Source organism: Aurantiacibacter suaedae (assembly GCF_005434915.1).
Classification (GTDB): Bacteria; Pseudomonadota; Alphaproteobacteria; order Sphingomonadales; family Sphingomonadaceae; genus Alteraurantiacibacter; species Alteraurantiacibacter suaedae.
The window spans coordinates 19,377-33,744 of sequence record NZ_SKCG01000004.1 but is presented as its reverse complement, the minus strand read 5'-3'; the positions used below and the strand labels follow the sequence as shown (position 1 = coordinate 33,744).

The window sequence follows — 14,368 nt, the reverse complement described above, 5'->3', positions numbered from 1 at the left end:
TTGCTCCCCTGCCTTGCTGGATTAGCCGTCTGCGTCGGCGGTTTTCGCCCGCGCAGCGCTGGCCTCGTCGAGCAGCGGCTGGAACGGGAACATGAATTGCTCATAGATGCTCAGCCGCCAGCCCGGGTGCCGTTCGAGCACGAATTCCAGACCGAGGATGAAAAGGGTGATAGCACTGGTGACGATAACCAGGCTCCATTCGCTGGTGGTGAAGGAGCGCGGAGCCAATAGCCAGAAGGCGACCACGGCCAGCAGTGTTGCCAGCGGCACAGCGTTGATTAGCGCAAGCTTGATGCGGCTGGCGAAACCTTCGAGCGCGGTCGGAGTGTCGGCGTCGAGCGTAACTGCCGTCAGGGTGGCTTCGCCCCCGGTCTGGCTGTTCGTCGCTCGCTCCATAGACAATCTCCAAAAATGGCAGCCATTCGGCCTCCAGTTGCAGATCCTCCGCTCCGAACTTTTCGCAGTTCTATGCTGCGATGCGATGCAGGCTATAGATATTACTTAATCGGTCAAGAGTATTAATGCTGTTGTGCAGCATGGTTTGGGTTTCCTTCGAAAACGTTGGAAAACCTGATGATATAAGTCGCGTAATGGAAATTTGTCGCGGAATCTTAAAATGGATATCGCTACAATGTGCTCGAAGTGTAATCGACTCGAAGTGTAATCGAGATGCCACAGGTCGGGCTTAGGCGTGGGCGAATCGGTCTGTGCCTTGGTTAACACCGCGCCCCCGGCCACGGTCTTCCCGGCCCACGACGCAGCAAGGCGATGAGCTGCAATCCGCGCAGGACTGCTGCTCATCGCCTTGGCCTTGCGGATAATTGGACGCGGCGGGCTTAGTCTTTGCCCGGCGTCCACCATGTCAGCGAATGGACGTCGTGCGCGCTGGTCCAGATGCCTTCGGGCGTATAGCGCAAGGCTCCGCTGCCCTCGGCCCGGCCGACGCGCGCGACCACCTCGGCAGTGGCGGCGTCGATCACCACGAAGGTCTGATCGTCGGTGGTGCGCAGGAACACCTTGCCTTCGCCGGTGTCGATATCGCCCCACTTGAGGTTGTCGCCAACCTTGGTGCGACCGACCACCTCGCGTGTTTCCGGATCGATCCGGGCCAGCGTGCCGTCGCCCTGTTCCTGAATCCACACCATGCCTTCGCCCGCGACGAGGAAACCGGGGGTGTCGCCCAGCTCGATCGTGTCGGTGACCTCGTTCGTCTCGGGGTTGATCCGCTGCATGGTGCCGCCTTCGCCGCTCGCCGCCCACAGCGCGTCGAAGCCATAGGCCAGATAGGTGGTGCCAGCGGCAACCGGGATGCTGGCGATCACGGTATTCGTTTCAGGGTCGATGCGCGAGATGGTGCCATCAGCCTGGTTCGGCGCCCAGACCGATCCTGCGCCCGCCACCACGTTCTGCTCGCCGCTCGGGCCGATACCGGCGGGGATCTTTTCGAGCACCTCACCGGTGCGCGGATCGACCCGGTACAGCTCGCCGCCGTCGCAATTGCCGACCCACAGCGATTCGGCTGCCATGGCCATCGTGCCGCAGGGGCGCGGCACCTCGACCGATGTCACCTTGCCCATGGTCGACCACTGCTCGATCCGGCCCTTGTTGGTGGTCCAGACTGTGTTGCCGTCGACCAGCAGGAAGTCGGCAAAGTCGGGCACTTCGATCACCTCTTCGACATAGCCCGCATTCGCCGCTTCGCCATCGTCGGGATCGGCATCGGCAGTGGAACAGGCGCCGAGCAGCAGAGCGGCAAGGGCGATGGATCTCTTCATGAATAGGCTCCTCAAATGAACCGCCAGGGGCTCAGCTGTAGCGATAGGGGTTCACGTCGATAGTGGTGGTGCCGCGCGTCTGGTTGCACAGAAACACGGTGCCGGTGAAATAGATGCCCGGTTCGGTGATCGTCTTGGCGAATTCATACGTCTCGCGCAGCTGCTCCACCGTCATCTGCACGGGCGCTTCGTTGGGTTGCCAGGTCATACCGTAGGGGTAGTCCTGGCCGTCCTTGCTGATCTCCACGTGGCAGCCCATCACATGGGTCACCGGGTGGGTGTTCACGAAATCGATCAGCCGCCCCATGCTTTCGAACCACGGCTCCCAGAAGCTGATGTAGCAGCGGCCGCGGTAGAACATGTCGCCGGTATAAAGGATCTGGGTGTAGCTGTCGTAGTAGGCGAATTCGGAGATCACGTGGCCGGGTGAGCCCCAGATCAGGATATCGCGCCCGCCCAGATCGAGCGTGACCTGCTCTTCGGGGAAGTTGGTCATGCCCCAGAAGCCGACCATTTCTTCATGCGTCAGACCCATATACCGGGTCTTGGGCCGGTCGGCGAACTGGTTGACGGCGGCATAGTGATCGGCGTGCAGGTGGCTGAAGGCGACCAGCAGTTCCATATCCTCCGGATCGCGCCCGTTGCGTGCGCACCAATCGTTGATGCATTCGTCGACCACGCCGCGCAGGTCCCAGTCGTTGCGCCAGGTGGTAAAGCCTTCGTCCAGCAGCAGCACCCGGTCGTTGCCGAAATAGAGCGGGGCGAACGGCGCCTCGTAGCTGTAAGCCTTATTCTGCCGCAGGATCGCGGTATGGGCATTGTACCAGTGGACCTGGACCGGCGGATCGGTGTTATCCATCAAGGATTCCGAACCGCAGATCCACTTGTCCGGAAAACCGCCGGGCGCTGGCAAGTTGCTGGTGAAGTCGATCGGGTCCGGGGTGGTGGCGGCCTTGGCCGCCTTGCTGAAAGTGGTCAACGCCGTCGGCACGGCGACCGCGGCGGCATTGTATGACAGGAAGGTGCGACGATCCATCTGCTTGGGTATCCTGCGACTATCTTAGTAAGGCCGGGGCGGGGTGATATCGGGCACGCCCTCTGGCCATTCGCCCGCGCGGGCATCGGGGCTGACACCGTTAAACAGGACGAAATCGGGCCGAATGAACTTGGCCTCGCGGCCCTGAACCTCGCGCGCGCTGGCCAGCGCGTCGTCGATCATGGCAGGCGTCATTTCGAGCACCCGCTCGTAGGGCTTGTAGCTGGCAAAGCGGGGGTAGTGCTTGCCGGGAACGAACATCATGTCGATGTGTCCGCCAAGAATCCATTCGACCGGATTGGCCGCCGCAAAGCTCTGCAAGCGTTCCAGCGAGGTGATGAAATCGCCCTCATTGCTGATGTTGATGCAGCCGGGGAACAGCAAGTCGCCGGTGAACAGGATGTCGCAATAAGGATCGTAGAAGCTGACCCCGTCCTTGTGCGTTCCCGGCGTGGGGATGACGGTGATTGCACGATCGCCGAGGTCGATGGTGCCAGTGCCGCCTGGCCAGCTCGATGACAGCCCATAATGCTGCTTCATCAAGCCCAGCGGCTTGGGCACGATGGTGGTGTCGGGCCGGTCCATGAATTGCACAAGGCCCTGATTTTGTGCCACGTCTTCGCCGCTGGTCATGGCGATGGTCAGCGGCACGGTCTTGCGCCCGCGGGCATCGGCCCAGCGCCCGATCACCGCATCCACGGTTTCGCGAAAGGGGTAGTAATCGGCATTTGCGGTCGCCCCGGTATCGATCAGCAGCGCCGCTTCGTTGCCGAACAGCAGGTGGGTGAAGGGGGCCTGCCAGTCGATGCAGACGTTCTGGCGCATAACGAAGGTATCTTCGTTGTATTGCACCACTTGCACGCGCGGATCGCGGTTCTTGGCGGCGACGTTGCTGCCGTAGGTCCAGCGGAAGCCCAGTCGGCCGGCCGCAGGGCCCTCGGCATCGTAATTGTGGACGACCGGCTCGGCAGGGTGGAGCGGAAGCGCCGAATCCGTGTTGCGTACACCGTGCGGATTATAGCTCCCATCCGGATTGCCGTTGGGATAGCTGCGCAAGGTCGTCGACTGCGGATTTCCCGATAGCGCGGGATTGTATGTGGGTTTGGACTGCGGCGTCTGCGGCATCGAAAACTCCTGCTGGCGCCGCCGGATAAGCGGCCATGCCTGTGCCTTCGATGCATTCCCTCATGGTGCGTAAGGCGCGCGGCCGTCACGTCTGATTGGCCGCGAGCATATGGATATTACCCAATATGACAATAGTAATAATTTACGCTGGACATGCCTTGCGTTTGCGGCAATGCTGCGAGTGCGAAAAAGGAGTTGTGCCGATGATGAGTGCTGTACGCCGCCTTGGTTCTATCGCGATGATGGCAGGCGCCTTGCTGCTGGCTTCGTGTTCGTCTGGAGGGGAAGAGGCAGCCGAGCCTAAGACCTCGTTCAAGATCGGCTGGTCGATTTACGCCGGGTGGATGCCCTGGCCTTATGCCGATCAGGCCGGGATCGTGAAGAAGTGGGCCGACAAATACGGTATCGAGATCGAGATCGTGCAGGTCAACGACTATGTCGAATCGGTGACTCAGTATGCCGCTGGCCAGCTCGACGGCGTGACCGTGGCCAATATGGACGCGCTCACCATTCCGGCGGCGCAGGGGCATGATACCACCGCGATCATCGTGGGTGACTATTCGAACGGTAACGACGGCGTGTTGCTGAAGGGCAGCGATCAGCTTTCCGCGATCAAGGGGCAGCAGGTTAATCTGGTCGAGCTTTCGGTGTCGCACTATCTGCTCGCCCGCGCGTTGGAAAAGGAAGGCCTCGCGATGACCGACGTGCGCACGGTCAACACTGCCGACGCCGATATCGCCAGCGCCTTCACCTCGCCGCAAGTGACCGCGGCGGTGGCCTGGAACCCGCAGCTCACAACGATGATGCAGCAGCCCGATGCGAACCTCGTGTTCAGCTCGAAGGATATTCCGGGCGAAATCCTCGACTTGCTGGTGGTTGACACCGACACTGTCGAAGCCAACCCCAACCTGGGCAAGGCGCTGGCCGGTATCTGGTACGAGACGCTGGCGCTGATGGAGCAGCAGAACGAAGCCGGTGCACAGGCCCGCGCGGCGATGGCCAAACTGGCGGGCACCACGCCCGAGATGTTCGACGGCCAGCTGGCGACCACCTTCCTCTATGTCGATCCGAAGGCTGCGGTCGAGGCGACTCGCTCGCCCACGCTGATCGAGAACATGACCCGCGTGCGTGATTTCAGCTTTGCGCAGGGCCTGTTCGGGCAGGGCGCCAGCTCGGCCGATGCGATCGGCATGGCGTTCCCCGGCGGCAAGACGCTCGGCGACACCAACAACATCACGCTCCGCTTTGACGACAGCTTCATGCAGATGGCCGCCGACGGTGCGCTCTAAGGCGAACCTTCTGCGAATGTGCACAAGCTATCAGGAGTTTCCATGCGCTGGGTAAATCGCCATGTAAGCCGCAGCCGTTCGGTGATGATGGGGGCCATCCCGATCGTGCTGCTGGTGGTGCTCTATCTTGTGATCGCTGCCGAGCGGCACGCGGCTAACCCCAGCGACAAGATCCTCCCACTGCCCGGCGCGATGGTCGATGCCATGTGGGGCCTGCTGTTCGTGCCCGACCAGCTTTCGGGGCGGCTGCTGTTCTGGGCCGATACGCTGGCCAGCTTGCAGCGGCTGTTCCTCGGGCTGGGCATCTCTACGCTGAGCGCCCTGTTGGTGGGGCTGCTGCTAGGCCTACTCCCGCCGGTGCGCGCGACCTTCGGCACGCTGGTGACGGGCATTGCAGTGATCCCGCCGATTGCACTGCTGCCGATCCTGTTCATTGCCTTTGGCCTCGGCGAAACGGCCAAGGTGGCACTGATCGTGATCGGTATCGCACCCTTCATGATCCGCGATATTGCTGGTCACGTTTCGACCCTTCCGCGCGAACAGATTCTCAAGGCGCAGACGCTCGGGGCGAGCACCTGGCAATTGATGATCCGTGTGGCCCTGCCGCAGGTCTTGCCGCGGCTGATCGAGGCGGTGCGGCTGTCGCTTGGCCCAGCCTGGGTGTTCCTGATCTCGGCCGAGGCCATCGCCGCCGACATCGGGCTCGGCTACCGCATTTTCCTCGTGCGCCGCTATCTGGCGATGGACGTGATCCTGCCCTATGTCGCTTGGATTGCGCTGCTTGCCGCGATGATCGACTTCGTCCTAGTCTGGACCAATCGAAAGGCCTTCCCCTGGGCGCATGGAGGCCGCCGATGACCCCGCTGCTGACATTCAAGGACGTCTGGGTCGAGTATGGCGACAAGATCGTGCTCGAGCAGATCAACCTCACAATCGAGGAGGGGGCCTTTGTCTCGGTGATCGGGCCTTCGGGCGCAGGCAAGAGCAGCCTCCTGCGGCTCGCGCTCGGGCAGGAGGCCCCTTCGCGCGGCACGCTCATGCTCGACAGCGTGCCGCTGCCCCCCGAATGCGGGCCGGATCGCGGCGTCGTGTTCCAGCACTATTCGGTGTTCCCGCACCTCACCGCGCTGGGCAACGTGATGTTCGGCCTGGAATGCGCGCAGTCGCCGCTGCTGGCAAAGCTCACCGGCGCGGCGCGGCGACAGGCGCGCGAAGAGGCCGAAGCCATGCTGGCGGAGGTCGGGCTGAAGGAGGCTATGCATTCCTATCCGGCGCAGATGTCGGGCGGGATGCAGCAGCGACTCGCCATCGCTCAGGCGCTGATCAAGCGGCCGCGGATCTTGCTACTCGACGAGCCGTTTGGCGCGCTCGATCCGGGTATTCGCAACGATATGCACCAGCTGATCACCCGGCTGTGGACTGATTATCAGCTGACGGTGATCATGGTCACGCACGATATCGGGGAGGCCTTCAAACTCGGTACACGGGTGCTCACGCTCGATAAATGGCGGCATGACCCGCACGCCCCGCATCGCTACGGTGCCAAGGTCGTCTACGACATCCCGCTCGAACGCAACAAGCAAGAGACCTTGCCCGAAGCCGACGCCGCAACCCCTTTGTCGATAGTGCCGGATGATGCCGGTATTACGATTGACAGATTCGATAATAATTGAGAAGAGGCAGAGATGTCCACCGAACCTACCAGCCTTGCCCGCCTGAGCATGAGCCTGCCCGCCGAACTGTTCCGCCAGCTTGATGCGATGGTGGAAGAGCGCGGGCTGCCTTCGCGCTCGCAACTCATCGCCGAACTGATCCGCCATGCGCTTGTCGCGCACGAGGCGAACGTCCGCCCCGATGAGACGATAGCGGGAACGATTACATTGGTTTACCGCGGCGATCGCGGCTCCATTCGCCAGCAACTGGCGAAGACGCAGACCGACTATCTGAAAGAGGTGATTTCCTCGCAGCACGTGTTTCTGGAAGAGGATCAGTCGCTGGAGGTTCTGCTGGTGCAGGGCCCGGCGGTGCGTTTGAAGGAACTGTGCGATGCCTTGCGCAGCATTCGCGGCGTGCATCAGTTGCAGCTCGTCTCGACCACCGCGCTGCTCCCGCCGCTGCACGATCATACCGATGACGATCTGCTCGAGGAGGGCGCGGAAGCTGCCGCTACGGCCAAGGTCGTGCCCGTCAAGAAAGGCAAGCGCAGGAGGGCCGCAGCATGAGCGATACGGCAACCAGCCCGCTCGCCAACCCGCTGGCCGCGCGCGACCATGCCCGCGCCATGGCGGGGACGAAGGTCGAAGCCATGCCGATGCTCCCGCCCGAGGCGGACGACCTGCCCGAGGGCGTGTCGGTTGACGACCTGCTGTGGGAAGAAACCGTCGCCGCCGGGGGGTATTCCTCGCGCAAGCTGCCGCGCGGATCGCGCCTGCGGCTGATCGACCTTGCGGGCGATGCCTGCGCCTCGCTGCTGATCTACAATGCCGAAATGCCGACCGAGCGGCTCAACGTGGCCGACACGGTGAAGGTGCAGTGGAACGCCTATCTCGGTGAGGGCAAGCTGCTGCTCAGCGACATGGGCCGGGTGCTGATGAGCATCACGGACGATAGCGCGGGCACCCACGATGCCTTCTGCGGCACCTCGAACGCCGCCACCAATGAGGCGAAGTATGGCGAGGGCCGCAACAGCGGAGCCTATCCCAACGGGCGCGACCGGCTGTTGCTGGGTTCGTCCAAACATGGCCTGCTGCGCCGCGACGTTCACCCTTGCGTGAACTTCTTCAAAAGCACGGCCATCGAGCCCGATGGCACCATCACCCCGCAGATCGGCCCGTTCGAGGGTGGTCGGCAGGTGGTGCTGCGCGCCGAAATGGACGTGATCGTGGTGATCGCCAATTGCCCGCACGTGCTTGACCCGCGCGACGCATGGAGCGTCAGCCCGCTGCGGCTCACGGCCTGGCGCGGGGCGACCACGCCGCTCGACGATCCCATTCGCCTCGCCACGCCCGAGGGCCTGCGCGCCTTCGAGAATGTCGAAGACTACTACCGCCGTTAAACGGAAAGGTTTGCCCAAAGATGACTGTTGACCCGGGAACTGAAGGCCTTTCCGGCACCATAATTCACGACGAACTCGTGCCCGCCCGCGCGCCTTGGCTGCACCATATTGCTGCCGGGCAGACGCTGCGCATTGTCGATGTCGAAGGCAATCAGGCGGTCGACTTCCTGCTCTATTCTGCCGCCGACGATGTGGAGCGCTACAGCGCGCAGGACACCGTCTCGGCGCAGGGCAACCTGTTCCTGCGCAAGGGCAGCGTGCTGCGCTCGAACGAGGGGCGGGCGATGGCGACGATCACCGGCACCTCGGTCGATTATCACGACACCATCGGCGGCGCCTGTTCCTGCGAATCGAACACGCTGCGTTATGGCCACCACACCAAGGCGCAGCATGCCTGTGTCGACAACTTCCTCGAAGCGAACCTCACCGAAGGGCGGGGCAAGCGCGACATGGTGCCCAACATCAACTTCTTCATGAACGTGCCAGTCGAAGCCGATGGCTCGCTTGGCATTGTCGATGGGATTTCCGCGCCCGGCCTCACGGTCGATCTGCGCGCCGAGATGGATATTATCGTGGTCGTTTCGAATTGCCCGCAGATCAACAACCCGTGCAACGCCTTCAACCCCACCCCGGTGCGGATGATCGTCGCAGCATGAGCAAGGGTACGGTTCTGATCGCCAACCGTGGAGCGATCGCCACCCGCATCATCCGCACGGTCCGCCAGATGGGGCTGCGCTCGGTCGCGGTCTATTCCGAGGCCGACGAGGAATCGCTTCACGTGGCGCAGGCCGATGCCGCCGTGTGCATCGGCCCGGCAGCGGCGGCGGAAAGCTATCTCAACGTGCCCGCGATCCTCGCCGCCGCCAAGGAAACCGGCGCGACGATGATCCATCCGGGCTACGGGTTCCTTGCCGAAAATGCCGAATTCGCCGAGGCCTGCGAAGCGGCAGGCATCGCCTTCGTCGGCCCGCGCCCCGAGCATATCCGCGTGTTCGGCCTCAAGCACAGCGCGCGCGCCTTGGCGGAAGAACACGCGATCCCGCTCGCGCCCGGCACCAACCTCCTCACCGACGAAGATGAGGCGGCGGCGGCGGCCAATGCCATCGGCTATCCGGTCATCCTCAAGGCGACCGCTGGCGGCGGCGGCATCGGCATGCGCATCTGCCAGAGCGAGGCCGAGGTCCGCGAGGGTTTTGCCGGGGTCGCGCGGCAGGGCGGGGCCAGCTTTGGCGATGCGGGGGTGTTCCTCGAACGCTACATCGCCAAGGCGCGCCACATCGAGGTGCAGATTTTTGGCGACGGCGAAGGCCGCGTCATGGCGCTGGGCGAGCGCGATTGCTCGCTGCAACGGCGCAACCAGAAGGTGGTCGAGGAAGCGCCTGCGCCGCTTCTGCCGCAAGCAGTGCGCGAGAGCCTGCTCGCGGCGGCGGTGCGGCTGGCCGAGGCGGCCAGCTATCGCTCGGCGGGGACCGTGGAGTTCCTCTACGATGCCGAGCGTGAGGAATTCTACTTCCTCGAAATGAACACCCGGCTGCAGGTCGAACACGGCGTCACCGAAGAGGTGATGGGGATCGACCTCGTCGAATGGATGCTGCGCGGCGGGATGGGCGACTATGCCTTCCTCGACGGCCCCGCGCCCGAGCCCAACGGCCACGCGGTGCAGGTGCGCGTCTATGCCGAAGACCCGGCGCTCGACTATCGCCCGACCACCGGCACGCTCACCGCGCTGCAATTCCCGGCGAACATCCGCGCGGACACCTGGTGCGAGGCGGGCAGCACGGTCAGCGCCTGGTACGATCCGATGATCGCCAAGCTTATCACCCATGCCGAAAGCCGCGAGGCGGCCATCGCGGCCATGCAAAGCGCGCTGGGCGAAAGCCGGATCGACGGCATCGAGACCAACCTGCGCTGGCTGGGCGAAGTGGTCCGCGACGAGCGCTTCGCAAGCGGTCAGGTCTACACCCGGATGCTCGACACCGTGGGATATCGCCCGCGTTCGGTCCGCGTGGTGTCGGGCGGCACGGCGACCACCGTGCAGGACTGGCCCGGCCGCGAGGGGCTGTGGTCGATCGGGGTGCCGCCGTCAGGGCCGATGGACGATAACTCGTTCCGCATGGGCAATCTGGCGCTGGGCAATCCCGAGGGCACGGCAGGGCTCGAAGTCACCTTCACCGGCCCGACCCTTCAGTTCAACTCCCCCGCAACGCTGTGCCTGACCGGAGCCGATTTCGGCGCCAAGCTTGATGGCGAGCCGGTGACGCGCGGCGTGCCCTTCGACGTTGCCGAGGGGCAGACGCTGGCGCTTGGCCGCGTGAGCGGCGGCGGGATGCGCGGCTATATCCTGTTTGCGGGCGGGCTCGATATCGCGCCCTATCTCGATAGCCACGCGACCTTCGAACTGGGCCAGTTCGGCGGCCATGCCGCGCGCCGTTTGCTCGCAGGCGACACGCTGCACCTTGGCGATGCGCCGGTCGATCAGGCGCTGGCCGAGGGCGTAGGCGCGCAGGAGGACTATGGCCAGCGCTGGGAAATCCGCGTGATGTACGGCCCCCACGGCGCGCCCGATTTCTTTACCGAGAGCGACATCGCCAGCGTGGTCGAGGCTGAGTGGAAGGTGCACTATAACTCCAACCGCACCGGCGTGCGGCTGGTCGGCCCCAAGCCCGAATGGGCGCGCAAGGACGGCGGTGAGGCGGGCCTCCACCCCTCCAACATTCACGACAACCCCTATGCCATCGGTGCGGTCGACTTCACCGGCGATATGCCGATCATCCTCGGCCCGGACGGCCCCTCGCTGGGCGGGTTCGTCTGCCCCTTCGTGGTGATCGCGGCGGACCGGTGGAAAATTGGCCAGCTCGCGCCGGGCAACCGCCTGCGCTTCGTGCCGGTCGATATCGCCACGGCGGAGGCAGCCAACCGTGCGTCACTGAGCTTCGGCAAGCCCGAGGTGGGTGAGGGCGGCAAGGCCGTGGCCGACCTTTCGCCGGTGCTGGCCGAGACCGAGGCCAGCGGGCACCGTCCGCGCACCGTCTACCGCCAGCAGGGCGACCGCAATATCCTCGTGGAGTACGGCCCTATCGTGCTCGATCTGGAGCTGCGCATCCGCGTTCACGCGCTGATGACGGTGCTGGAGGCCAAGGGGCTGGCAGGCGTGATCGACATCGTGCCCGGTATCCGCTCGTTGCAGCTGCACTTCGATGGCAAGCAGCTCGATCAGGCCGCCGCGCTTGCGGCGCTGATGGCGGCGGAAGAGGAGCTGGGCGAGCTCGACGATTTCACCATCCCCTCCCGGATCGTCCACTTGCCGCTGAGCTGGCGCGATCCGGCGACGCTCGAAACCATCGAGAAGTATATCGCTGCCGTGCGCAAGGATGCGCCGTGGTGCCCCGACAACATCGAGTTCATCCGCCGCATCAACGGGCTGGAGGACGAAGACGCGGTGCGCTCCATCGTCTTCGACGCTAGCTATTTGGTGATGGGGCTGGGCGATGTGTACCTCGGCGCGCCGGTCGCCACGCCGGTCGATCCACGCCACCGGCTGGTGACGACCAAGTACAACCCCGCGCGCACCTGGACCCCGCCCAACGTAGTCGGCATCGGCGGGGCCTATATGTGCATCTATGGGATGGAGGGGCCGGGCGGCTATCAGCTTTTCGGGCGCACCATTCAGGTGTGGAACACCTATCGCCAGACCGACGCCTTCGTCGACGGCAAGCCGTGGCTGCTGCGCTTCTTCGACCAGATCCGATTCTACGAAGTCAGCGCCGAGGAGCTGGAGGAATGGCGGCGCGATTTCCCCGCCGGACGGCGCAGCATCGAGGTCGAGCAGTCGGAGTTCAGGCTGGCCGACTACCGCCAGTTCCTCGCCGATAACGCCGAATCCATCGAGGCCTTCCAGGAGCACCGCCAGGCCGCCTTCGACGCCGAACGCGCCGAGTGGGAGCGCAACGGCGAATTCGCCCGCGTGTCCGAGCTGGTCGAGGATGCAGAGGGCGCGGTTCTGGACGAACCCGCTGTCGAAGTGCCCGAGGGCTCCGAGGTGGTCGAGGCCCCGTTTGGCGGCAACGTGTGGAAGCTGCTGGTCAAGCAGGGCGACACGGTCGAAGAGGGGCAGACCATCGCTGTGATCGAGGCGATGAAAATGGAATGCCCGCTCGAAAGTCCCGCTGCGGGCACGATCTCCGCGCTTTACATCGAGGAGGCGCAGAATATCACTCCCGGCGCGCCGTTGCTGGCGCTGGAGGCGGAGGCATGAGAACGCTAGAACGCCAGAGCGCGGGGGGCATAGCCGCTGCCGTCAACGCCGGGAAAACCTCCGCGCAGGACGTGATCGCCGATGTGCTGGAACGGCTCGCGATCTATGACAAGGTCCAGCCGCAAGCGTGGATCAGCCGCGCCGAGCCTTCGGCCTTGCTGGCGGCGGCGCAGGCGGTCGATGCGCGGATTGCGGCAGGCCAGAACCTGCCGCTGGCGGGGGTGCCTTTCGCGGTGAAGGACAACATCGACGTCCTTGGTTTCATGACCACCGCCGCCTGCCCGGACTTCGCCTACGAACCTGACGATTCGGCAACGGTGGTGCGCAAGCTGCTGTCGGCGGGTGCGATCTGTATCGGCAAGACCAATCTCGACCAGTTCGCCACCGGGCTTGTCGGCACGCGCAGCCCCTATGGCATTCCGCGCAACACCTCGAACCTCGCTTACGTGAGCGGCGGGTCGAGCTCGGGTTCGGCGGTGGCCGTTGCGGCGGGGCTGGTGGCCTTTGCCCTCGGCACCGATACAGCGGGTTCGGGCCGGGTGCCTGCCGCGTTCAATCACTTGGTCGGCTTGAAGCCGAGCAAGGGGCGCTGGAGCACGCAAGGCTTGGTCCCAGCCTGCCGCACACTTGATTGTATCTCGGTGTTTACCGACAGGCTCGATGATGCCGCGCTGGTCGATCAGGTGATCGCCGGGTTCGATCCGGGCGACGCCTATTCGAAGCCACTGGTGGACCGGACGCTCCCCTCGACGCGCATCGGGGTGCCCATGCGCCACCAGCGCCAGTTCTTCGGAGATGCCCGCTCGGAATATCTCTACGACAAGGCGCTGGAGCGGCTGGCGGGGCGGGGCGATGTGGTCGAAATCGACACCGCCTTCCTCTCCGAAGCGGCGGCCTTGCTCTATTCCGGCCCATGGGTGGCCGAGCGCACCGCCGCCATCGAAAGCCTGCTCAAAAGCAACCCCGTGGCCATCGACCCCACCGTGCGCACCGTGGTCGCGCCGGGGGAGGACATTTCGGCGGTGGCGCTGTTCAACGGCATGTATCGCCTCGCCGCGCTGCAACGGCAGGCCGAGCAAATGTGGCAAGACATCGGGATGCTCGCCTTCCCCACCACTGGCACCACCTACCGCGTGAGCGAGCTTGCCGCCGCGCCAATCGCGCTCAACTCGAACCTCGGAGCTTACACCAATTTCGTGAACGTGCTCGACATGGCGGCGCTCGCGCTGCCGGCTGGCCAGCGTGCCAATGGCACCGGCTTCGGCATTACGCTGATCGGCCCGGCTGGCAGCGACCTGGCGCTGGTCGAGGCCGGAAAGACCTATCTCGCCGGAGCGGAGCTGCCTGCTCCGCCGCCGCTCGACATGGAGGGAAAGATGGAAACCGTGAAACTGGCCGTCGTCGGCGCGCACCTCAAGGACATGCCGCTGCACTGGCAGCTTACCTCGCGTGAGGCGACATTCGTCTGCGCCACCGAAACCGCGCCCAGCTATCGCCTTTATGCTATGGCCGATTCGGTCCCGCCAAAGCCCGCGCTGGTCTACAGCGGGGACGGCGCGGCCATCGCGGTCGAGGTTTACGAGCTGGATGTCGCCGCCTTCGGCAGCTTCACCGCCGAAGTGCCCGCGCCTCTCGCAATCGGCACCGTGACGCTTGCCGACGGTACCAGCGTGAAGGGATTCGTTGCCGAGCCGCGCGCCACTGATGGAGCGGAGGATATCACGGCTTTAGGCGGCTGGCGTGCTTATATCACACGCGGTTAAGCCGTGATCGCTTTGGCTTGAATCACAGAAAGTCAATTTTCTTTCGTTATTACGCTTGACCTGATCTTTA

General features: G+C 64.2%; 12 protein-coding genes. 8 read left to right on the top strand and 4 right to left on the bottom strand.

The annotated features are described in order from the left end of the window. Positions 1 to 21: 21 nt before the first annotated feature. The 4 genes from E0473_RS14155 to E0473_RS14140 all read right to left on the bottom strand — a co-directional run bounded on the left by E0473_RS14155 (position 22) and on the right by E0473_RS14140 (position 3,936). Complete coding sequence (locus E0473_RS14155) at positions 22 to 396, bottom strand: hypothetical protein (RefSeq protein WP_137681575.1); 375 nt, start codon at positions 394 to 396, stop codon at positions 22 to 24. A 440-nt stretch (positions 397 to 836) separates the two neighbouring features. Continuing rightward, positions 837 to 1,775 carry a Vgb family protein gene (locus E0473_RS14150; protein ID WP_137681574.1) on the bottom strand — a complete coding sequence of 313 codons (939 nt, stop codon included), beginning with the start codon at positions 1,773 to 1,775 and terminating at the stop codon, positions 837 to 839. A 31-nt stretch (positions 1,776 to 1,806) separates the two neighbouring features. Then, a complete protein-coding gene (locus E0473_RS14145; protein ID WP_137681573.1) occupies positions 1,807 to 2,811 on the bottom strand; it encodes an MBL fold metallo-hydrolase in 1,005 nt (334 codons plus the stop codon). A 24-nt stretch (positions 2,812 to 2,835) separates the two neighbouring features. Next, positions 2,836 to 3,936 carry an MBL fold metallo-hydrolase gene (locus E0473_RS14140; protein ID WP_137681572.1) on the bottom strand — a complete coding sequence of 367 codons (1,101 nt, stop codon included), beginning with the start codon at positions 3,934 to 3,936 and terminating at the stop codon, positions 2,836 to 2,838. Between the two features lie 203 nt (positions 3,937 to 4,139). On the opposite strand from E0473_RS14140, the gene E0473_RS14135 reads away from it, so the two are divergent. Genes E0473_RS14135 through atzF form a run of 8 tightly spaced genes read left to right on the top strand, consistent with a single transcriptional unit; the run spans position 4,140 to position 14,298 of the window. Beyond that, on the top strand, positions 4,140 to 5,225 hold the full coding sequence (locus E0473_RS14135; RefSeq protein ID WP_137681571.1) for a putative urea ABC transporter substrate-binding protein: 1,086 nt from the start codon (positions 4,140 to 4,142) through the stop codon (positions 5,223 to 5,225). A 42-nt stretch (positions 5,226 to 5,267) separates the two neighbouring features. Next, positions 5,268 to 6,083, top strand: a complete 816-nt coding sequence (locus E0473_RS14130; RefSeq protein WP_137681570.1) for an ABC transporter permease — start codon at positions 5,268 to 5,270, stop codon at positions 6,081 to 6,083. Next, the gene (locus E0473_RS14125) at positions 6,080 to 6,898 is read left to right on the top strand and encodes an ABC transporter ATP-binding protein (RefSeq protein ID WP_137681569.1); all 819 of its coding nucleotides are present in this window, start codon (positions 6,080 to 6,082) and stop codon (positions 6,896 to 6,898) included. The genes E0473_RS14130 and E0473_RS14125 overlap by 4 nt, the downstream gene beginning before the upstream one ends. A 12-nt stretch (positions 6,899 to 6,910) precedes the next feature. After that, the gene (locus tag E0473_RS14120; RefSeq protein WP_137681568.1) at positions 6,911 to 7,447 is read left to right on the top strand and encodes a CopG family ribbon-helix-helix protein; all 537 of its coding nucleotides are present in this window, start codon (positions 6,911 to 6,913) and stop codon (positions 7,445 to 7,447) included. Next, positions 7,444 to 8,280 carry an urea amidolyase associated protein UAAP1 gene (locus E0473_RS14115; RefSeq protein ID WP_137681567.1) on the top strand — a complete coding sequence of 279 codons (837 nt, stop codon included), beginning with the start codon at positions 7,444 to 7,446 and terminating at the stop codon, positions 8,278 to 8,280. The genes E0473_RS14120 and E0473_RS14115 overlap by 4 nt, the downstream gene beginning before the upstream one ends. A gap of 20 nt (positions 8,281 to 8,300) precedes the next feature. After that, positions 8,301 to 8,936 carry an urea amidolyase associated protein UAAP2 gene (locus E0473_RS14110; RefSeq protein WP_137681566.1) on the top strand — a complete coding sequence of 212 codons (636 nt, stop codon included), beginning with the start codon at positions 8,301 to 8,303 and terminating at the stop codon, positions 8,934 to 8,936. Further along, positions 8,933 to 12,535, top strand: coding sequence for an urea carboxylase (uca, locus tag E0473_RS14105; protein ID WP_137681565.1), 3,603 nt, complete (start codon positions 8,933 to 8,935; stop codon positions 12,533 to 12,535). The genes E0473_RS14110 and uca overlap by 4 nt, the downstream gene beginning before the upstream one ends. Next, the gene (gene atzF, locus E0473_RS14100) at positions 12,532 to 14,298 is read left to right on the top strand and encodes an allophanate hydrolase (protein WP_137681564.1); all 1,767 of its coding nucleotides are present in this window, start codon (positions 12,532 to 12,534) and stop codon (positions 14,296 to 14,298) included. The genes uca and atzF overlap by 4 nt, the downstream gene beginning before the upstream one ends. Positions 14,299 to 14,368 lie beyond the last annotated feature (70 nt).